The sequence below is a fragment of the Spongiibacter nanhainus genome (assembly GCF_016132545.1).
Classification (GTDB): Bacteria; Pseudomonadota; Gammaproteobacteria; order Pseudomonadales; family Spongiibacteraceae; genus Spongiibacter; species Spongiibacter nanhainus.
Genome location: NZ_CP066167.1, coordinates 2,569,287 through 2,588,152 on the forward strand (window position 1 = coordinate 2,569,287; position 18,866 = coordinate 2,588,152).

The 18,866-nt window shown below is 55.7% G+C and carries 19 protein-coding genes and 1 riboswitch; of the genes, 9 read left to right on the plus strand and 10 right to left on the minus strand.

Going from position 1 to position 18,866, the window contains the following annotated elements; all coding sequences use genetic code 11:
* Window positions 1-26 precede the first annotated feature (26 nt).
* On the plus strand, window positions 27-668 hold the full coding sequence (locus tag I6N98_RS11780; RefSeq protein ID WP_198568552.1) for a carbonic anhydrase: 642 nt from the start codon (window positions 27-29) through the stop codon (window positions 666-668).
* Window positions 669-677: 9 nt separating this feature from the next.
* The gene (locus tag I6N98_RS11785) at window positions 678-977 is read left to right on the plus strand and encodes an MGMT family protein (RefSeq protein WP_198568553.1); all 300 of its coding nucleotides are present in this window, start codon (window positions 678-680) and stop codon (window positions 975-977) included.
* Here I6N98_RS11785 and I6N98_RS11790 read toward each other — a convergent pair whose 3' ends face one another.
* The 5 genes from I6N98_RS11790 to I6N98_RS11810 form a co-directional block, all read right to left on the minus strand.
* The gene (locus I6N98_RS11790; protein WP_198568554.1) at window positions 978-1,253 is read right to left on the minus strand and encodes a hypothetical protein; all 276 of its coding nucleotides are present in this window, start codon (window positions 1,251-1,253) and stop codon (window positions 978-980) included.
* A complete protein-coding gene (locus I6N98_RS11795) occupies window positions 1,253-2,857 on the minus strand; it encodes a PepSY-associated TM helix domain-containing protein (RefSeq protein WP_198568555.1) in 1,605 nt (534 codons plus the stop codon). The genes I6N98_RS11790 and I6N98_RS11795 overlap by 1 nt, the downstream gene beginning before the upstream one ends.
* A gap of 15 nt (window positions 2,858-2,872) precedes the next feature.
* Window positions 2,873-3,157 (minus strand): hypothetical protein, encoded by a 285-nt coding sequence (locus I6N98_RS11800; protein WP_198568556.1) that lies wholly within the window; start codon window positions 3,155-3,157, stop codon window positions 2,873-2,875.
* A 122-nt stretch (window positions 3,158-3,279) separates the two neighbouring features.
* The gene (locus I6N98_RS11805; RefSeq protein WP_198568557.1) at window positions 3,280-4,824 is read right to left on the minus strand and encodes an AmpG family muropeptide MFS transporter; all 1,545 of its coding nucleotides are present in this window, start codon (window positions 4,822-4,824) and stop codon (window positions 3,280-3,282) included.
* Window positions 4,825-4,828: 4 nt separating this feature from the next.
* On the minus strand, window positions 4,829-5,311 hold the full coding sequence (locus I6N98_RS11810) for a YajQ family cyclic di-GMP-binding protein (RefSeq protein WP_198568558.1): 483 nt from the start codon (window positions 5,309-5,311) through the stop codon (window positions 4,829-4,831).
* Window positions 5,312-5,426: 115 nt separating this feature from the next.
* Between I6N98_RS11810 and I6N98_RS11815 the strand changes: the two genes are divergently transcribed.
* Window positions 5,427-6,419, plus strand: coding sequence for a ketopantoate reductase family protein (locus I6N98_RS11815; RefSeq protein ID WP_198568559.1), 993 nt, complete (start codon window positions 5,427-5,429; stop codon window positions 6,417-6,419).
* A 15-nt stretch (window positions 6,420-6,434) separates the two neighbouring features.
* On the opposite strand, the gene I6N98_RS11820 is transcribed toward I6N98_RS11815, so the two are convergent.
* The 5 genes from I6N98_RS11820 to I6N98_RS11840 form a co-directional block, all read right to left on the minus strand.
* Entirely contained in the window at window positions 6,435-7,445 is a 1,011-nt protein-coding gene (locus I6N98_RS11820; protein WP_198568560.1) for an AraC family transcriptional regulator, read from the minus strand.
* A 140-nt stretch (window positions 7,446-7,585) separates the two neighbouring features.
* Complete coding sequence (locus I6N98_RS11825) at window positions 7,586-7,744, minus strand: rubredoxin (protein ID WP_198568561.1); 159 nt, start codon at window positions 7,742-7,744, stop codon at window positions 7,586-7,588.
* Between the two features lie 4 nt (window positions 7,745-7,748).
* Window positions 7,749-7,934, minus strand: a complete 186-nt coding sequence (locus I6N98_RS11830) for a rubredoxin (RefSeq protein ID WP_198568562.1) — start codon at window positions 7,932-7,934, stop codon at window positions 7,749-7,751.
* 80 nt (window positions 7,935-8,014) lie between these two features.
* A complete protein-coding gene (locus I6N98_RS11835) occupies window positions 8,015-9,226 on the minus strand; it encodes an alkane 1-monooxygenase (protein ID WP_232787324.1) in 1,212 nt (403 codons plus the stop codon).
* Window positions 9,227-9,276: 50 nt separating this feature from the next.
* Window positions 9,277-11,724, minus strand: coding sequence for a TonB-dependent receptor (locus I6N98_RS11840; RefSeq protein ID WP_232787325.1), 2,448 nt, complete (start codon window positions 11,722-11,724; stop codon window positions 9,277-9,279).
* Window positions 11,725-11,936: 212 nt separating this feature from the next.
* Window positions 11,937-12,146, plus strand: a riboswitch (cobalamin riboswitch).
* Between the two features lie 74 nt (window positions 12,147-12,220).
* Between I6N98_RS11840 and I6N98_RS11845 the strand changes: the two genes are divergently transcribed.
* The 6 genes from I6N98_RS11845 (at window position 12,221) to I6N98_RS11870 (ending at window position 18,772) form a co-directional block, all read left to right on the plus strand.
* Entirely contained in the window at window positions 12,221-14,188 is a 1,968-nt protein-coding gene (locus I6N98_RS11845; RefSeq protein WP_198568563.1) for a TonB-dependent receptor, read from the plus strand.
* 48 nt (window positions 14,189-14,236) lie between these two features.
* Window positions 14,237-15,451 (plus strand): hypothetical protein, encoded by a 1,215-nt coding sequence (locus I6N98_RS11850; protein WP_198568564.1) that lies wholly within the window; start codon window positions 14,237-14,239, stop codon window positions 15,449-15,451.
* A 70-nt stretch (window positions 15,452-15,521) separates the two neighbouring features.
* Window positions 15,522-16,127 carry a cob(I)yrinic acid a,c-diamide adenosyltransferase gene (gene cobO, locus I6N98_RS11855; RefSeq protein WP_198568565.1) on the plus strand — a complete coding sequence of 202 codons (606 nt, stop codon included), beginning with the start codon at window positions 15,522-15,524 and terminating at the stop codon, window positions 16,125-16,127.
* Window positions 16,127-16,996 carry a cobalamin-binding protein gene (locus I6N98_RS11860; RefSeq protein WP_198568566.1) on the plus strand — a complete coding sequence of 290 codons (870 nt, stop codon included), beginning with the start codon at window positions 16,127-16,129 and terminating at the stop codon, window positions 16,994-16,996. The genes cobO and I6N98_RS11860 overlap by 1 nt, the downstream gene beginning before the upstream one ends.
* Window positions 16,983-17,987 carry a FecCD family ABC transporter permease gene (locus I6N98_RS11865; RefSeq protein WP_232787326.1) on the plus strand — a complete coding sequence of 335 codons (1,005 nt, stop codon included), beginning with the start codon at window positions 16,983-16,985 and terminating at the stop codon, window positions 17,985-17,987. Before I6N98_RS11860 ends, I6N98_RS11865 begins: the two co-directional genes overlap by 14 nt.
* Window positions 17,987-18,772: an ABC transporter ATP-binding protein gene (locus I6N98_RS11870; protein WP_198568567.1), complete on the plus strand. Its 786-nt coding sequence runs from the start codon at window positions 17,987-17,989 to the stop codon at window positions 18,770-18,772. Before I6N98_RS11865 ends, I6N98_RS11870 begins: the two co-directional genes overlap by 1 nt.
* Window positions 18,773-18,866: the final 94 nt, after the last annotated feature.

Below are 18,866 nucleotides of genomic sequence, written 5' to 3' on the forward strand. Positions count from 1 at the left end.
ACTGAGATAAAGAAAGGAGACCCCACATGATAACGGCTCAAGAAGCCCTGGCGCGCCTCAAAGAAGGCAATCAGCGTTTTGTTGAAAAACTCACCACCAAAGAAGCCCCAATCGTCGCCAAGCCGGAACTGGTAGAGATCCAAAACCCCATGGCGATTGTGCTGGGCTGCTCAGACGCCCGGGTACCTGCGGAAATCGTCTTCGACCAAACCCTGGGCGACCTGTTTGTGATTCGTGTGGCAGGGAATGTCGTCGCGCCATCGGGCATCGGCAGTGTGGAGTTCGCCGCGATGAACTTTGGTACACCGCTGGTGGTGGTACTGGGGCACTCCAACTGTGGCGCCGTTAAGGCCACCGTCGATGTACTGACCGGCAACAATAGGGTGCCCTCGGAAAACCTGCATTCCATCGTCAAGCGGGTCCGCCCCGCAGTTGAAACCCTGCTGGACACTGAGCTGAAGAATGACCCTGACAAACTGGTCGCCCAGTCGGTGCGCGCCAACGTGCGCAGCTCGGTAGAACATCTCAGCAGCGGCTCGCCGATACTGGAAAGCCTGATCAGCGAGGGCAAACTCATGGTAGTGGGCGCGGAATACTCCCTGGAAACCGGCAAGGTGGACTTCTTCTACGAAGATTACTGGGAACGCACCCGCAATATGGAGCAATAAACACACGCCATGAGCGACGCCGAGCGCGTCTATCAAGTGCTGGCCAGCATCCCCGCTGGCCGGCTCTGCAGCTACGGCGAAGTAGCCAGATTGGCCGGTCTTCCCGGCCGGGCACGCTGGATCGGGCGGGTATTAGGCCAGCTGCCCAAAGACAGCACTTTGCCCTGGTACCGGGTTATCAACAATCAGGGCAAAATCAGCTTTCCGGAAGGCAGTGCAGCTTATCGCCGGCAGCTCCAACACCTGATCGATGAAGGCAGCGCCTCGCCCCAGGGAAAAATAGACTGGCGGCAATGCCGTTGGCCATGATCAGCTTATTATCTCCACCAGCAACCAGCCAGCGGTAACGGTCAGACCCAACCAGAGCATAAACCCCGCCCACAGCCCCATGATGCCAAGCAAAACACCGGGCAAAACCATCAAGATCGCCAACAGACGCCGCGCGCCCACCGGCCAAGGCTGCGCCTCAACCCGGCCGATAGCGCCAACCCGAAAGAGCTTTTGCCGAAACCGTAGCCGTTTAGGGTCGTGCAGCGCGGCAAGACCCAGTGCGACAACACTCACCAAGGTACACAGCAGCCACATCAGGAATGCTCCGCCTCAAGTTGGGCCACAGCTTGGTCAGTATGGGCGGATTGCCGCCCCCGGCGATACTGGCGCAGGATCAACCACACCCCGGCACCAATAAAGACGATATCCAGCCCCCACACCGCCACCAGCCCTTGAGAAAAGGCCTCGCCCCAACCGGGGCCGCCGGTGGCAAGTCGCACCAGCGGCAGCAACACCAGAGACACGGCCAATGCCTGTGACAATAACACCGCCACCCGCCCAGGTTGACGCACGCCCCAGGCCAGCCCAGCAGACAATGCCAATACTGTGGCAAAAGTCTGGAACATACGGGGTTCCACCAGGCCCGGTAAAATCAAGGCCTGGTGCAATAAGTAAGCATAGCTCGCCGCCACCATCGCCAGGGGCAGGCCCCAGGCACTCCATTGGGTAAGCCGCAGCAAGTGCTGCCAGCGCGGGTTGTCGTTGCGCCGCCGCACCCACAGCACCATCCCCGAAATACACACATAGGCGCCGGCAAAGCCCAGCGCAAACCACACTACCTTAGAGGCCAAGCCGGCGAAATTGCCAAAGTGCAGCGGCGCCATCAAGGCCACCAGATCGCCGCCAATAGAGGGCGCCTGACCGATGGTGGGTTTAAGCCCAAGCTTCTCGCCGGTCAGGGGGTCAAATTCATAGCCCTTGGGCAGTAGCTCACCCTCGGCCTGCCAGGGAAATATCGACAGGGCCGCATCTCTGCGGCCCCAGTGATTGATCACCATAAAACGCGGCTCACCCCCGGTGGCGCGAACCTCCGCCAGCATGCGGTCGACGTTGACCATCTCAGCCGGCCGCGGGTCGTCGGCCGCCGGCACGCCCTGCACGGTTTCAATCAGTTTGTCCTGATCGCCACCAAAGGCCACCATCGCAATGGCGGGAATCGCAAACGCACTGGCCAGGCTATAAAAACTGCCGGTAAAGGCGAGGATGAAGGCAAAGGGCAGGTTCCAGGTACTGGCCGCCACATGGGCATCTTTGGCAGTCAACAAGTCGTCACCTCGCTTGCGCCGCAAAAAGGCATCGCGAATCAAATGCCGATGAACGGCAAAGCCGGTAATGCAGGCCGACAACAAGGCCAGCCCCAAGATCCCGGTCAATATCAACCCCCAAGGTTGAGGCAGGTGCAGCTGAACGTGCCAGTCGACAAAAAAATGACCGAGTTTGCCAAGACTGCTCTGGGCCTCGATTTCTTCTCGCGTGCCCTGGGTCCGGCTGAGTAGCTCACCGCTGTTCGGGTCAAACACAAACAGCTCCCCCGCTTCGCTGTGGGAGCCGTCCTCGTGTTCGACATGGGTATGGAAAAAGGCCCGCAAGCGCCCACCGGAGGTGCCAAACAAGATGATCTCATCGAGATAGCTGGGGTCTACTTGCGCGGCAGCCTGACGCAACATGGCATCGGTGCCCTGAGGCATGACCTGCTCTACGGGCTGTGACAGGGGCGACGCCCAGTCGTTGATCTCGTCGGAAAACACCGCCACCGTGCCGGTAAATATCACCCAGTAGAGCAACACGCCCAACAACACGGCGCCCCAACCGTGAATGCTCAACAGGGTTTTGGTGGTCTGCTGTTTCAGATTCAACATGATTTCAACCCAACGCTACAACGACGCCATCATGTGCTGGCCAATCATTGCGCCATTGATGCCAAGCAGGATTAGAATCACCGCCGATGCCCGGCCCAGACGATCCAAACAGCTGTAAAAAAACAACACCGCCCAGATCGCTGGTAACAACACCACCGGAATCACAAAGTGATTCACCTGGGCGTCTCCCTCTGGCAGCCAAAGCGAGCCGGCAGCCATCACCACAATCGTTGCCAACAGGGTTAAGGGCCCCGCCAAAAGGATGCGCCAAATCCGCGCCCAAAGTTGCTTGCCTTCCATAATGCACTACGCCCACCCACTCGCAGACGAACTCCACTCCCAAATGTTAATGAGAATGATACCTTATATTATCTATAGATTGGCAAGAGAATTAAAAAGAGTGGAAAAGCGGCACCGTGAAGTTAATAGGGCCGAGACAGTTTGCGCGATAGGATTGCGATAAGAATCACCACTGGTAGCCCCAACAAGCTGGCCAGAAGGAAAAAGGGGCCGTAACCCAGGGCCTCCACCATCGACCCAGAATAACCGCCAAGCAGCTTGGGAAAGAGGGTCATCAGCGAACTGAACACCGCGTACTGGGTGGCGGTAAAGGACACATTAGTCAAACTGGACAGCCAGGCCACAAACGCCGCCACCGCCAAACCGCCACTGAGGTTGTCCGCGGCAATCACCACCGTCAGCGCCATCAGGCTGGGCTCGGTGGAGGCCAGCCACATAAACAACAGGTTGGTCAGCGACACCAGCACCGCCCCCAGCATCAGCACCCGCATCACCCCCAGCTTCAGGGTCATAAAACCGCCGACAAAGCTGCCAACGATGGTCATGATGACGCCGAAGACTTTGGTAACGCTGGCGATCTCGTCCTTGCTGTAGCCCATGTCCTGGTAGAAGACATTGGCGATCACTCCCAGCACGATATCCGACACCCGGTAAAAACCGATCAGCAGCAGTACCCACAGCGCCAGGCTGCGATAACGCTGGATAAAATCCGCGATGGGTTGGGTATAGCTTTCCCGCAGCAGGTCGCGGTTCACCATGCCAGCGGCCAACAAGCCCCGAAACACCAACAGGGCTACCGCGGCGCCCAGGACAAGGGACAGGGCGTTGTAGACAAAAGCGAAGACATGTTGGCCGGGGTTGTCCAATAAGGCGGGAGCCGAGGGCGTATTGAGCAGTACGATGACAAAAGCCGCCATCGCCACCAAAAACGACAGGAAAAAACGCAGGTAGGCATGAGTGGAATAGGGATACACCGCCTTGCCCCGGGCGGTGGGCTCCCGGGTCAGCAAGGTGGTCAGCAGCCCCACCCCCATTACCGCCACCATGCACAGGTAAGTACTGCGCCAGGCGGTGTAGCTGTATTCGTCGGTGGTGCTGCCGAAGCCCTGGGCCAGATACAGTGCCCCCGCGCCAGCGGCGATCATGCCAATCCGGTATCCGGCGATATAGGTGGAGGACAACAACGCCTGCAAGCGCTCATCGGCAGATTCAATGCGATAGGCGTCGATCACCACATCCTGGGTAGCGGCAGAAAAGCCCAACAGCACAGCGGCCAGCGCCATCAACTGAAGGTTGTCCCGAGGATCGGTCAGCGCCATCAGCGCAATAGACGCCATGACCGCCAACTGCGCCATTAGCAACCAGCCCCGGCGGCGCCCCAGCAGACGACTCAACACCGGCAGCGGCAGTTTGTCCACCAGCGGCGCCCACACAAATTTGAAGGAATAGCCCAGTGCTGCCCAGCTAAAATAGGTCACATCGGTTTTGCTGACCCCGGCTTCCCGAAGCCACAGCGACAGGCTGGAAAAAATCAGCAGCAGTGGCACCCCGGCGGAAAAGCCCAGAAAGAGCATGATCCACACCGGTTTTTGCCGCCACCAGATCAGTGGCGCCTCTTCCTCGCTGCCGGCGGCTGGACCCTGCTCGGCTTCCGCGACATCCCGCACCCGATCAATCCCGGAAATTATTGAATTGCAGCGGCTGCTCCAGGTCGGCTTCCCGGAGCAGTGCCATCACCTGTTGCAAGTCGTCGCGTTTTTTACCGGTGACCCTGACCTGATCCCCCTGGATCTGAGACTGCACCTTGAGCTTGCTGTCCTTGATCATCTTGACGATCTTTCTGGCCAGGTCAGACTCCAGGCCGTTCTTCATCGTCACCCGCTGTTTGACCTGCTTGCCAGCGGTCTCCACATCCCCCAGCTCCATGGCCTTGGGATCAATTTTGTTCTTCACCAGATTGCTACGCAGCATGTCCTCCATCTGCGTCAGTTGGAACTCCGCCTCCGCAAAAATGGTGGCATTGAGGCCGTCCCGTTCAAACTGGGCATCGACTCCTTTGAAATCAAAGCGGGTCTCGATCACCCGGTTGGACTGATCCAGGGCATTGGTAAAGGTGTGAAGATCCACTTCGGAAACAATGTCGAAAGACGGCATAGTAAAGAATCTCAGTATTGGTGTTCGCGCAGCAGTTTATCACCGCCTCCAGCGGCATACGAGGTGGTGATGGCACGCTGGCCTCCCCCGGCAATATACCCTACCCTGCGCAGCTATGAGTCCACTTCCAGATACCCAGCATTGGCATATTCTCGGCGCCGGCGCCATCGGCAGCTTGTGGGCAGCCTATGCCTACAAAGCCGGGCGCCCCGCCACTTTAATTATGCGGGACAGCGCTACCCTGGCCGCCTACCAACAAACCGGCGGCTTCACGACACAACTGCGCTCCGGCACTGAGGTGCTCCCACTACCGGCCGCCTGCCCCGAGCAGATCATTCAAGCCTCCACCGGTGCGGCAAGCACTGGTGAGACCATCTCCGCTCTGCTTATCACCACCAAGGCTCAGCACACCCTCGACGCGCTGAATGCCGTGGCATCAGCACTCGCGGACTCGCCGCTACTGGTGCTATTGCAAAACGGCATGGGTGTCGCTGAGAAAGTGCAGCAACTCTACCCCCAAGCGACACTGCTACAGGCCTCCACCACGGAAGGCGCGTATCGAAAGGGCCCTTTCTCCGTAGTACATGCCGGGCAGGGCCAGACGCTGCTGGGGCAGCCTCAGGCGGCGACGCCAACCCGAACACACCACTATCTGGATGCCGCCAGTCAAAAACAGATAGCTCATTCCCTGAGTGCTGCACCTCTAAAGGTCTTGGTGAGCGACAACATCGAGGCGGTACTGTGGCGCAAACTGGCGGTGAACAGCGCCATCAACCCCCTTACAGTTAAATACCACTGTCGCAATGGCGAACTTTTGGACAATCCGGTTGCCGCGCAGGACATGGCCGACCTCGTTGAGGAAATTGTGCAACTTAGCCAATTGCTCGGCCGAGAGGGCTGGGTTGAGGATTTGCTGCCCCAGGTGCGACAGGTGGCCGCAGACACAGCACTAAACCGGTCGTCAATGCTGCAGGACATCGAAGCGGGGCGCGCCACCGAAATCGACTACATTACAGGTTATCTATGTCGCCTGGGAGAATCACTGGGCCTACAGCTAAAGCACAATATGGCTCTGCTTGAGATCGTGCGCCACCACCACCCAGGATAAGCGCTCTACACGAGCTTACTTGGGATACTGACTTGGTGGCACCCCAAACCAGCGCTTAAAGGCTCGGTTAAACGAACTCTGCTCCGAATAGCCCAACAAACCCGCCACCTGTGACATTGGCATATCGGAATTATTCAACAACAGCTCCACTTCTCTGCGCCTGACCTCGTCGAGCAAACTCTCGTAAGTGTAGCCAAGTGGCTTTAGCCTGCGATGCAAGGAGCGCTCATGGATATTCAATTGCTCCGCCACAACCCGTCGGCAAAGCCCACCTGTGGGCATCAATTTTTTGATGATGCGTTTAACAACACTGCCAAATTCTTCTTCCTCTATCTCCGTGTGCGCGGGCATTTCCTCGTCGCTGCGAAAGCGAAAATAGTCCACGACCAGCTTGTACAACTCGTTGTTAGAGGAAGGGATTTTTTTATCCAAGGCACCCGGCACTAACACTGAGCCACTGAAGCCTTTGTTGAACTCCACCGGCACATCAAAATCCGCTTTATAGATTGACGCCTTGGAAAGAGCCGAGTGTCGGAACCAAATCCGCTCCACTACCTTATCGGAGCCCATCATCAATTTGATGATGTTATAGCAGGCCGCAACCATGTGTTCGGTAGCCTGGGGAAACTGATCGCCCTGTCTGTCGCGAATTTCCATAGATGCTAGATTGACACCAAAGAGATCTTCGATGGACAAACTGATTGCCGGGGTAAAATGATGCAAGTAACGGCTCACAGTCTCGATTGCTTGGCCGACCGTTTCCGCAGACATCACGATGAATGCGACCGGGCCGAGAATGTTGTGGTCCTGACGCTTGGCAAGGCGGATACCAAAATCGCGACAATTCAAGCGCTCAGCACTTAGCTCAAGCAATTCGCAAAAACTGCGATAGGGAAACAAGTACTCTTCGCTATCTATCTGACTGATATCGATATCGCAACTTGCTAACAAATACTCTGTATTGCCACCGAGCTCCGCCACAAGCTCAGGAAAGCCACTAAGGCAGCTGGAGCGCACAAAATTCATGTTTAATCCGCCGGCTTTTTGATTATAAGATTTAGTTTAACCAATCGATTAGCCAGAAGGAATAGCACAAAAGCCCCCTTCATCCTGTTCACGCGAATCTTTCTCTATACGCCAATACAAAACCAAAACACCGTTGTTGCTCACGCAGCGACAAAATCCTCCTTCGGCGCCGAGCATTCCAGACAACACCAATCTTCAGGAAGATCCTCAAACTTGGTGCCAGGCGGAATGCCGTCCTCCGGGCACCCCAATGCCTCATCGTAGATATAACCGCAGGTGCTGCACTCATACTGCGCCATAACACTAGTCTCCGCTGCCTTCAGTGGATGCTATAGGTACAAAATCCGGCTTTTCTCTAACAAAGCAATCGGGACAGGGAAAATCCTCGGGCAGGTCTGCCCACTTCGTTCCCGCCGGGTAACCCTCTCGCGGACAACCGCTCTGCTCGTCGTATTGGTAACCGCAGTCGGGACAAACATAAATACTCATACAAAACACCTAAAAAAAGCTGCCAGGCACCAATTCGGTGCCGGACAGCAAATGGGTGGATCAAATGGATAATCGCAGGTTTAAATCCTTTGCGGATTCATTGCCTCAAATTTTTTGCGCTTTGAGGGGGCCACATTGATTTTTGACAAATCGCCGCCCGCCCAGGCGATTACCCGGGGATTCATAATTGCAAACCACAAAGGAGGCACCATCGCCAGCGCAAACATACCCGGATAACCAAACGGCAGTGTCGGAACATCCTCATAATCGCGAAGCACTTGATAGGGGCGTGTGGGATGGGCGTGGTGATCCGAGTGGCGCTGCAGATGCAGCAGCAACAGGTTGGAAGCCTTTGAATTGCTGTTCCAGGAATGATGGGGCTGACAGCGCTCATACCGGCCTGACTCCGTTTTTTGGCGCAGCAAACCGTAGTGCTCCGTGTAGTTCGCGCAAGTCAGCTGCCACCAGCCGTAGGCCGCTGAGACGATCAAGAACGGCACCATCAACCAGCCAAACAGTGCAATGATAGCCGCGTAGGCAAGCAGCGTTACCGCGGCGGGTTGGAGAATTTCATTGCTGAAGGACCAAGTGGCTTTACCCAACCTGTTGAGACGCTCCTTTTCGAGAATCCAGGCCCGCTTGGCCGCACCGGGAATTTCCCGAAGAACGAAGCTGTAGATATTTTCACCCAATCTCGATGAGGCGGGATCCTCTGGCGTAGCCACATCTTTGTGGTGCCCCTTGTTGTGCTCTATAGAGAAATGGCCATAGCCACAGCAGGCCAGAATCAGCTTGGCCGCCGTCATTTGACGACGGTCTTTGATCTTGTGCCCCATTTCGTGACCCGCGGTCAACGCGAGGCCATTGGCAACGCCCAAGGACAATGCGGCGCCCAGAATATTAAACCAGCCCCAATCCAGCCCACGGCTGGCTACCGCATAGGCCGAATAGAATACGGCGACCCAGTGCAACGCGGTGGACAGATACATTAGCCGCGCATAATAGCGCTCACTGGCCAGCGCCTCGGTCAGCGATTCATCGGGATTGGCCGGGTCCTCACCCATAAGGTAATCGGCGAAGGGAAACAGAAAATAAACAAATATAACCAGCGACCAAAACCACAAGCCATTCCCCGTCTCCATCGCCAAACCACCCGCCGCAATGGGAATCAGCGGTATAACAAGCGACAGCAGATACAGGTATTTTTTGCTAGAAATCCACGCCATATTGGCGAGAGAAAGCTTAGTGCCGCCATTACTATCTGAAGCAGACACACTGTGTAAATTACTCATGAAACCTCCAAACACTTCAGTTCTCTGATGGCGGTTAAACGCCTTTATTTCTAGAAGCCATAAGACACGTCAATACCAAAAGTCATTGGCTGCCCCGGTTGAAAATAGTCATAACCAAACCCCGCTTGCAGATTGATGGCATAGCTGTCGTACTCTTCCTGGGTCAGGTTCTTGCCCCAAATAGAGATCGAGTAATCCTTTAGGTTGCCGCGCCAAGTGAGCCGTGAATTGATCAGCGCGTACGCGTCCTGCTTGATATTCTCGTATCCACCGTCGTCGTTGTAAGCGCTATACCACTGCAAATCCTGGTAGTTCGCATTGACATTGAGACTTAGATAACCGGCATCCACATTGAGCAGGTCCCAATCGATGGATATATTCCCACTAAACTCAGGTGCAGAAATAAGCTGATTTCCGGACAAATCCAGTTCATCGCCAGAGTTATTGAGGGTCTCAGTATCGGAGAGCGACAGCTCGGTGTACTCGGTATCGAGGTAGCCAAAGCCGCCGGAAACAATCAGGGATTCGGTGACGGCAAACATCATTTCAGCCTCTAAACCCGCTATTTGAGAGCCGCCGGCGTTTTCGAGAAAGTTGGACACACCCACGACATTTATAAACTGCTGATCTTTGTAATCGTAGAAAAACAACGCGCTGTTTATTCTTGCCCGCTGATTAAAGAAGTCAGACTTGAAGCCGATCTCATAGGCGTCTATGTATTCAGGGCGCGCATAGGCGTCGTCGAAATCGCGCTCGCGGTAGTACACCCCACTGTTATATGAGCCTGCCCGGTAGCCTTTGCTGTAACTCGCATACACCATCAAACTGTCGTTAAACCGGTAGTCTGCGCCTATTTTTCCAGTCCATTCTTTTTCCTTTGCCGGCGGCAGGTAAAAAGAGTCTGTGGTATACGGCCCGGTGGTGTATCCCACGTTGATGGTTTTGAGGATGTCATCCAGGGTAATTTCTCCCGCCAGCAACTGAGTTAGAAAGTAATCGAACTCAATTATGCCGGCGTCACCGGCAAGATTTAGTGGTACAAAAGGCTCATCATAGGGCGATGTATTGCCCGGCAACCACGTCCCTCTTGGGTTACCATCATAGTCTTGGCGGGAAATATTAAAGTAAGGCAGCTTTATCTTATCGATCGTATAACGCAGACCGATATCGATTCCCAGGCGGGCACTTACATCGATACGAAGTTGGGAGTACGCCGCATAACTTTTTTTATCGGTAATCATTTTTTGTTGACCACCGCCGAAATCCAGCAAATATGGATAAAACCCAGTGGTGCCGGGGGACGCTATCGCATCCCTCAAATCCGGCGGTGTACCGAAAATTTCAAATATATTGTTCATATCCATTTCTTCTTCGGCGTAATACAGCCCGGCGATAAAATTCACCGGCCCTCCAAACTCCGAAGCGACCCTCAAATCCTGGCTAAATGCGTCGGTTTCTACCGACCAAATAACCTCAAGCAACTCCTCGGGAGAGCCATCGGTATTCTGCTTCTGGTAGTAATCAGACTGGGACAGGGTAGTCACGCTGGTAAAGGTGAGACTATCGCCAACCCACTCCAGTTTGTTTACTAGCATGTCTGAGTTCACGATAAGTGGGCCAGTAAAATTATCCTCGACCTCATAAGTGTCTAGATTTCTGGAAGAGCGCGAATAGCCTGTATAGTCGATAAACCCGCTGGAGTCATCCAAATATATGAGCCCCCCGAGCAACTCCGATACGCCACCAACAATACCGCCGACAAGACCGGTGCCCCGCAAATCGGCTCTGGGTTCATTTCGGCTGGCGTTGGCCAGGGAGTCATTTTCACCGCGGGTCAGCTTTAAGACGTTGTTCCAACGGTTGTTGATATCCCAGTTCAACGTCAGCCGCGCCCCCTGGAAGTCAACGGAGGAGAGATTGGGCCCGCCAAGCTTATTCTCCATATAGCCATCATTGCGCGAGAAAGAATACGCCAGCCGGGCAGCGAGGCGCTGTTCGATCAGGGTACCTTCCATACTCAGGTCGCCTTTTGTCGACCCGTAGTTACCCATCCCCAACTTAATCTTTGCGTGAAAGCCGTCGTCAATTTCCGGGGTTTTGGTAATAATGTTGATTGCACCACCGGTAGTATTTTTGCCGTACAAGGTGCCCTGGGGTCCGCGCAGCACCTCCAAACGCTCAACGTCGAAGAAGTTCATACCGTGGGTGTACACTGCCCCCATATAGGCCTCATCCGAGTACACGCCTATCGGGCTGGCCTGAATGGAGCTGTAGTCAGACATACTGACGCCGCGAATGGAGAATATAGGCTGCACGTCGCCGTAGGGGCCACTGACCTGCATATTCGGTACTTGCGCGGAAATATCATTGGCATTGGCAAATCCGAATTTTTCCAACGAATCAGCTGTCATACCGGTAATTGCCACTGGCGTATCCTGGGTGCTCTCTGATCGCTTCTGGGCCGTAACCAACACCTCTTCCAATTGAGGTGCTGCCACAGCGTATCCATGCGCCGCCATGGTCATTAAAATAAGCAAAGACCGTTGTAACGATCTGGGTGGCTTTTTCGCCATAACTCATCCCGTTTTATGAACTTATTAGTGGAATGCTTATGCTAAGGCCGAAGCCAACTGGCTTCTTGTCGTTCCGGGACAACAATTTGTTGAATTGGGACACGGTGGCATGAATTGACCGCAAGCGCTAAAAGTGCGATTATTCGCGCCCTGAAGGCTCCCTGAGGATACCAACCCAAAGGGATTAAAAGGGAATCGCGGTGCGTTCTGCTCCCCGCAGACACAATGCCGCAGCTGCCCCCGCAACTGTAATTACCTGCGCTTTTCCCCCGCCACTGGCTAACGCCGGGAAGGCATAAAGCGCGACAGGTAAGAGCCAGGAGACCTGCCTTCACGATGCGCGACGTTACCAACGCGCATCGCCACTGAGTCCGTCGACGGGGTGTGCGACGATGAATGTACGCGATTCTGGATACTCGCTTTGAAAACGTCTCAATGGGCTGCGGCTGCCTATTGCCTGTGCATTGCCGGTGGTCTTCACGCTGTGGAAAAGAGTGAACCACAGGATCCTCATCACACCGATGTGGAGCATATGCTGGTGTCTGACCAGCAACGGGAGCAGCGCCGCAGCATCACCGATATCGATCTGGCCAGCTTTACCGGCTTTGTGCATCTCATTGATCGCAGTGAATTCGACCACCGCTTTGTCGACTTCAGCGATTTACTGGATACCCTGCCTGGCATTCAAGTCAGCCAGAGCGGCGGCACCGGCACCTTCAGCTCGGTCTCGGTGCGGGGTTCCTCCGGCAAGCAGGTTAATATTTTTTTGGATGGTCTGTTGCTAAACAGCCCAAACTCCGGCTCTGCCAGCGTCAGTCAAATTCCCAGTATTTTAATCGAGCGAATTGAGGCCTATCCAGACTTCACTCCAGCTCAGCTTGGCAATGCCAACCTTGCCGGTGCCATCAACTTTAAAAGCCGCGATCTCAGCAGCGCTCAACCCGGTGCCAAACTCAGCCTCGCCAAAGGGTCATTCGGACTGGAGAATGCCGAGCTCAGCGCCTGGGGAAAGCTGTCGAATTGGGAAGTCATCGGCGGTGGCAGCACCCTCACTACTGACAATGACTTCCCGGTTGATCACGACATTTTTACTACAACCGCTAAGCGCCGACGCAATGATGGCTATGCCCAGGACAGCGTTTTTCTCAAGCTAGGACGACGCTGGAAAAGTGGTCAATTCAATACCCTTTTTCAAAGTAGCGATACCGAAAAAGAACTGCCCACTACGCTCAATCAACGGCGCGACAACGCCACCCTTAACAACCAGAGCTGGCGCCTGCAGACCGTATTGGATTATCAACTCGGCAAGATTGATATTGGCCATCGCGCCTTTATCGCGGCAGAAAAGGATATCTACCGCGACCCCGACAGTACAGTGGGACTTGGCGAGGATCATATCGAGACCGAGCTGGATGGCACTGGCCTGTTTAATACTGCCCAATATATTTGGGGTGAACACGCCTGGGTGCTGAGCCTGGAGCTTCGCCAAGACGACATCACCCAGCGCGACAAGTTAGACAGCGAAGATATTATCGACGCTCAGCGCAACACCGCCATACTGGCACTGGCCGACAGCTGGTGCCTCAATGACCAGTGGCTACTCACCGCCACCGTGAGGCAGTACTGGGTAGAGGACGAGGTAGCCTTTAGTCTCAGAGACTTTGCCGCCAGCGACGATATCGACGAGTCCGCCGCCAACCTCGGTGCACAGTGGAGCCCTTCTTCCCACCTTGCGGTGAAATCCAATATCGGTCTATTGGTGCGGATTCCCACCCTGTCTGAAAAATTCGGTTCGCGCGGATTATTTGAGGGCAATGCCGACCTGCAAGCGGAACAAGCCCTCAGCATTGATGCAGGCTTTGCGCTTAGTTGGCCACATTTCAGTTTAGATACCAGTGTTTTTTACCGGCAGACTGACGATGGCATCGTCACCCTGTTTGACAGTCGTGGCGTCGGCCAGCCCCAGAACATTGCCCAATCAGACGTGGTGGGCATTGAGTCTGAGTTCACTTATCAACTTACCGACTGGCTGGCAGTTGACGGCAACGCCACCCTGCTGGATACCGACAATCAATCGGATATCCGCGCCGCCAAGGGCAAGAAGCTACCCGGCATCTACCACCAAAGTGCCGGAATCGGGCTCGTTGCCACAACGGGAGTCGCCCGTGTCGAAGTGCACTATCAACACCACGACGAACTCTATTATGAGACCGCCAACGCGGTTGAAGCTGACGCCAAGAAGGAGCTAAACGCCAGTGTCACCACCAGTTGGCGAGCCGTGACCTTGGACTTCAGTGCCCGCAATCTGCGGGACGAGAACTTTCTCGACATGAACCGTTTTCCCACGCCCGGGCGTTCCTACGTGCTGACCATCAGCGTGGAAATCTAGTAGCAAAACAAACAACCGAACGAGATGGTATTAAAGAGGAGATAGATAATGGACATGCTGACTGGCGATAGAACAAGGATTCAGCTCATCACAAAACTTAGCGCCCTATCACTGGCTCTGTTAGTGAGCGCGTGCGGCGGCGGCAGTAGCAGTGGCGGCAGTGGCCCGGTAGCGGGCCAAAACACCGCCGTTGTCTCCACAAAAGCAGCCGACTTTTCGGGCAGCGATATTCAATTGATAGATTTAGGCTCTGACTACACAGCCATGTCCGGTGTCGCACCCTCAGACCAATCTGACACGACGGTCGCCAGGTACGGTGAATTTTTTTACCGTTTGGGCCGCAACAACATCGATACACTGACCAAGTACAGTTTCGAGTCTCCATCTACACCAATCTACGAGCACTCCACACTGAACAACCCCGAAGATGCTTCATCCAACCCCTACACCGTGGTATTTGTTAACGATCAGAAAGCGTACGTGATTCAGTATGCTGAAAATGAAGTATTGATCATCAACCCCAGTGCCCAAACTCAGGGGGAGTTCATTATTGGCGGCATCGACCTCAGTGACTACGCCGACGCCGATGCCAGTGGTGCGGCTGAAGCGGCCGACGCCGTCATCGTCGACGATAAATTATTTGTGGTGATGCAAAGGCTGGTGGGCTTCTCCCCAGCAGAAGAAGACGTCAACGCCTATATCGCTGTATTTGATACCAACACCGATCAGGAGATCGATACCGACCCCAATGATGACCCCAGCAATCGCAAAGGCATTGAGCTGGACACCCGCAACCCTGGAAAATTGGTTTATCACAGCGATGCGGGACTCTTCCTACAAGCCACAGGCGATGCGTTTTATTCTTTTGCCGGCCGCGACCCCGGCTACACCGGTGGCATTACACGCATCGATACCGATGACTATAGTACTGAGCTAGTTGTCGATGACGGCGATGCCGACGACCACCCCTATGGCTTTGTCTATGATTTGGCAATCGTTGATAGCGAAAACGGTTACTTTGTCGGTTATCAGAGCTACCAAAACACTAATCTTTATCACTTTAACCCCACCACGGGTGCGGCGACGGCCATAGAGAGCTATTCCGGACTGGACATCACTAATTTGGTTGTTGGACCACAAGACAACTTGTGGATCGGCATTGGCGACGCCGCCCAGCCTCGAATTGAGCTGTTTGACGGCCAAAGCACCGTCGAATCCATCGGGCTGATTCAAAACCCCGGTGCGATTCTGTTCGCCGAATAAGATAGAATCCCCCCGTAGGGCGGACATCGCTTTTCATGTCCGCCAACCCCACCAACGCTAACTAATCAATATGACCACAGATCGCAACCAACGCCACAAAAGCGCCATGCAACGCCGCAAGGCTTTAGTGGATGAAAAAATTGCCCAAGCTAATGAAGAGCGCGGCATTGTTATCGTGCTGACCGGCAATGGCAAAGGTAAATCCAGCTCCGGCTTTGGCTCGGTAATCCGCTGCCTGGGTCACGGTTACAAGGCCGGCATCGTGCAGTTCATCAAAGGCACTTGGGACTGCGGCGAGCGCAATTTTATCGAGCAGCGCTGCCCGGAAGTCCCCTACCACGTCATGGGCAGCGGTTTTACCTGGGAAACCCAAGACCGGGAGCGGGATATCGCCGCCGCCGAGCAGGCGTGGGAGCAAGCGGAAAAGCTCCTGCAAGACGACAGCCTGCATCTGGTGTTGCTGGACGAGCTGACCTATGTACTGAAGTACGGCTGGATCGAGCAGCAGCGTATTTTTGATGCCATACAACAGCGACCCGCAGACATGAGTGTGATCGTCACCGGGCGCGCCGCCTCCAAAGCACTGCGAGAAATCGCAGACACTGTCGCTGAAGTGGGTGACGAGAAGCACGCCTTTCGTGCCGGTATCAAAGCACGCCGGGGCATCGACTGGTGATGCGAGGCTTGCTTAGCTTACTGGCTTATTGGGCCCTGTCTGCCGGTGCGACAGTGTGCGTAGTCGACGATCGCCAGCGAGAAGTCTGCCTTGAGCAGCCAGCACAGCGCATTATTGCCCTGTCGCCTGGCATCACGGAGCAGACTTATGCCGCTGGCGCCGGCGGCAAGCTGGTGGCGGCGGTCAGTTTCAGCGACTACCCCGAAGCCGCTCAGTCCCTGCCCCGCATTGGCGGCTACGATCGCTTCGACCAGGAGGCCATCGTCGCCATGCGCCCAGACTTGCTGATTGGCTGGAGTGAGGGCAATCCCGCCGAGCAATTGGCGCAGCTGGAATCCCTGGGGCTGACTATCTACTACAGCGAACCCTTTGAGTTTGCCGATATCGCCAGCACCATTCGCCGAATAGGGTCCTTGGCCGGCACCGATACACAGGCAAACGCCACCGCCGACCGTTTTATATCCGGCATCGAGGAGCTCCAGCAGCGCTATGCAAGCGCACCGCCAGTACGAGTCTTTCAGCAAATCTGGAAGAACCCTTTGATGACAGTCAATGACGAGCATCTGATCAGCAAGGCTACCCGCCTATGTGGCGGCGTTAATATCTTTGCCGACTTATCACAACTGTCGCCCCGTATTGATTTGGAGGCTGTACTAGCCGCCGATCCGGAGGTGATCGTCGCTGGCGGTATGGGAGAGGAAAACCGCGACTGGCTGGAAGATTGGAAGCGTTTTGATGGTCTGACGGCAGTACGCCGAGACAACCTGTTTTTTGTGCCCCCCTCCACCCTGCAGCGGCCCACGCCGCGATTACTGGAAGGGGCCCGCTTGCTCTGCCAACACCTGGACACAGCCCGTGACCGACGCTAGCGCCGCCCGGCAAATACGCTTGCACCCACTGCGACCCATGCCGCTGCTGGTATTGGCAGCGCTGTCCTTGCTGTCACTGCTCATTGCTATTCGCATCGGCAGTGTCGATATTGGCCTGGGCGAGCTTTGGCAGGTACTGACCGGCGGCGGCTCACCACTGCATCAGACCCTGATCCTGGAATTGCGGGTGCCCCGGGCGCTGGCCGCCTTCGCCACCGGTGGGCTGCTGGCAGTAGCCGGGGCATTGATGCAGGTGCTGTTGCGCAACCCCCTGGCCGATCCCTACGTACTGGGTCTTTCCAGCGGCTCTTCGGTGGGCGCGTTACTGGCAATGCTGCTGGGCCTTGGCGGGCTGGTAGTTTCCGGTGCCGCCTTTGTCGGCGCCTTGATTTCCGCCACGCTGGTTTTCACCCTGGCCAACGGCGGTGGCAGCTGGACGCCGACCCGATTACTACTAACCGGGGTGATTATCTCTGCCGGCTGGACGGCGCTGGTGACCTTTATGTTGGCGGTGAGCCCCAGCGATAAGCTACCCGGCATGTTGTACTGGCTAATGGGCGACCTGGCCTATGCCCGCTCGCCCTGGCCAGCGCTGCTGGTGTTGCTCTCTATTTGCCTGCTGTTGCTGCCCTTGGGCCGCAGTCTCAATGTACTGGCTCGGGGCCCCATGCAGGCGGCGGCGCTGGGCATTGCCGTGAAGCGAATGGAGTGGAGTATTTATATTCTGTCGAGTTTGCTTACCGCCTTTGCGGTGACCACGGCGGGGGCCATCGGCTTTGTCGGTCTTATCGTGCCTCATATGTTGCGGCTGATTGTGGGCAATGATCAGCGCCTCATTCTGCCGGCATCGGCCTTGGCCGGAGGCAGCCTGCTCACCCTGGCAGATACCCTGGCCCGTAGTATTATCGCGCCGCAGCAGCTTCCCGCCGGTGTGATCACCGCGATGTTAGGCGTGCCGACCTTTCTCTACTTGTTGCACCGGAGTCGCTAATGACGACGTTGCGTGCAGAGGATGTGGTGATCGATATACCCGGCCGCGCCCCGGGCACGCCACTGAGCTTTAGCGTTACGCCCGGCGAAATATGGGGCATTCTGGGCCCCAACGGCGCCGGTAAAACCACCCTGCTGCACACGCTGTCTGGCCTACGGCCGCCGCGCTCGGGCGATGTCCACCTCAACCAGCGCAGTCTTACCAAACTGCGCCGTCGGCAGATCGCCCAGCAGCTTGCGATGGTATTTCAGGAACGCAATGACGGCTTTCCCGGCACGGTACTGGAGACCGTAATGATCGGGCGCCACCCTTTCTTGTCACCCTGGGATGTGGAAACCGTAGAAGACCTGGACCTTGCACAACAGGCACTGCACGAGGTTGAGCTGGCCGGTATGGAACACCGCCTGGTCAACACCCTCTCCGGCGGCGAGCGCCAGCGACTCGCCATTGCCACCGCTCTGTGTCAAACGCCCCAAGTACTATTAGCCGACGAGCCCAGCAATCACCTGGACCTTCACCACCAGGTTAAAGTGATGGACATACTGCGCCAGCAAGCTGCCAATGGCTGCGCCATTGTGCTATGCCTCCACGATCTCAATTTAGCGGCGCGTTGCTGTGACAAGCTGCTACTACTCTACCCCAGCGGCGAGGCTTGCTGGGGCGATGCCGCGACCATGCTGGTCCCCAACGCGCTGGAAAAACTCTACAACACCCCCTTGATTGCCGCCGAGGTGGATGGCCAGCCGGTATTTTTACCCCGTGATATCAATACGCTTACAAAGTAGGGCGGACATCGCCTTTTATGTCCGCCATTGCAACCGCCGTGCCCTTTCCCGGTGGACACATGAAATCGTGTCCACCCTACGCCACGCAAAACGT

Excerpts from the sequence above, each read along its gene's own strand:
- I6N98_RS11815 (WP_198568559.1), top strand. The coding sequence starts at position 5,427 with ATGAGTCCACTTCCAGATACCCAGCATTGGCATATTCTCGGCGCCGGC.
- cobO (WP_198568565.1), top strand. The coding sequence starts at position 15,522 with ATGACCACAGATCGCAACCAACGCCACAAAAGCGCCATGCAACGCCGC.
- I6N98_RS11790 (WP_198568554.1), bottom strand. The coding sequence starts at position 1,253 with ATGTGGCTGCTGTGTACCTTGGTGAGTGTTGTCGCACTGGGTCTTGCC.
- I6N98_RS11850 (WP_198568564.1), top strand. The coding sequence starts at position 14,237 with ATGGACATGCTGACTGGCGATAGAACAAGGATTCAGCTCATCACAAAA.
- I6N98_RS11860 (WP_198568566.1), top strand. The coding sequence starts at position 16,127 with ATGCGAGGCTTGCTTAGCTTACTGGCTTATTGGGCCCTGTCTGCCGGT.
- I6N98_RS11830 (WP_198568562.1), bottom strand. The coding sequence starts at position 7,934 with ATGAGTATTTATGTTTGTCCCGACTGCGGTTACCAATACGACGAGCAG.
- I6N98_RS11780 (WP_198568552.1), top strand. The coding sequence starts at position 27 with ATGATAACGGCTCAAGAAGCCCTGGCGCGCCTCAAAGAAGGCAATCAG.
- I6N98_RS11795 (WP_198568555.1), bottom strand. The coding sequence starts at position 2,857 with ATGTTGAATCTGAAACAGCAGACCACCAAAACCCTGTTGAGCATTCAC.
- I6N98_RS11785 (WP_198568553.1), top strand. The coding sequence starts at position 678 with ATGAGCGACGCCGAGCGCGTCTATCAAGTGCTGGCCAGCATCCCCGCT.
- I6N98_RS11835 (WP_232787324.1), bottom strand. The coding sequence starts at position 9,226 with ATGAGTAATTTACACAGTGTGTCTGCTTCAGATAGTAATGGCGGCACT.
- I6N98_RS11870 (WP_198568567.1), top strand. The coding sequence starts at position 17,987 with ATGACGACGTTGCGTGCAGAGGATGTGGTGATCGATATACCCGGCCGC.
- I6N98_RS11800 (WP_198568556.1), bottom strand. The coding sequence starts at position 3,157 with ATGGAAGGCAAGCAACTTTGGGCGCGGATTTGGCGCATCCTTTTGGCG.
- I6N98_RS11825 (WP_198568561.1), bottom strand. The coding sequence starts at position 7,744 with ATGGCGCAGTATGAGTGCAGCACCTGCGGTTATATCTACGATGAGGCA.
- I6N98_RS11820 (WP_198568560.1), bottom strand. The coding sequence starts at position 7,445 with ATGAATTTTGTGCGCTCCAGCTGCCTTAGTGGCTTTCCTGAGCTTGTG.
- I6N98_RS11810 (WP_198568558.1), bottom strand. The coding sequence starts at position 5,311 with ATGCCGTCTTTCGACATTGTTTCCGAAGTGGATCTTCACACCTTTACC.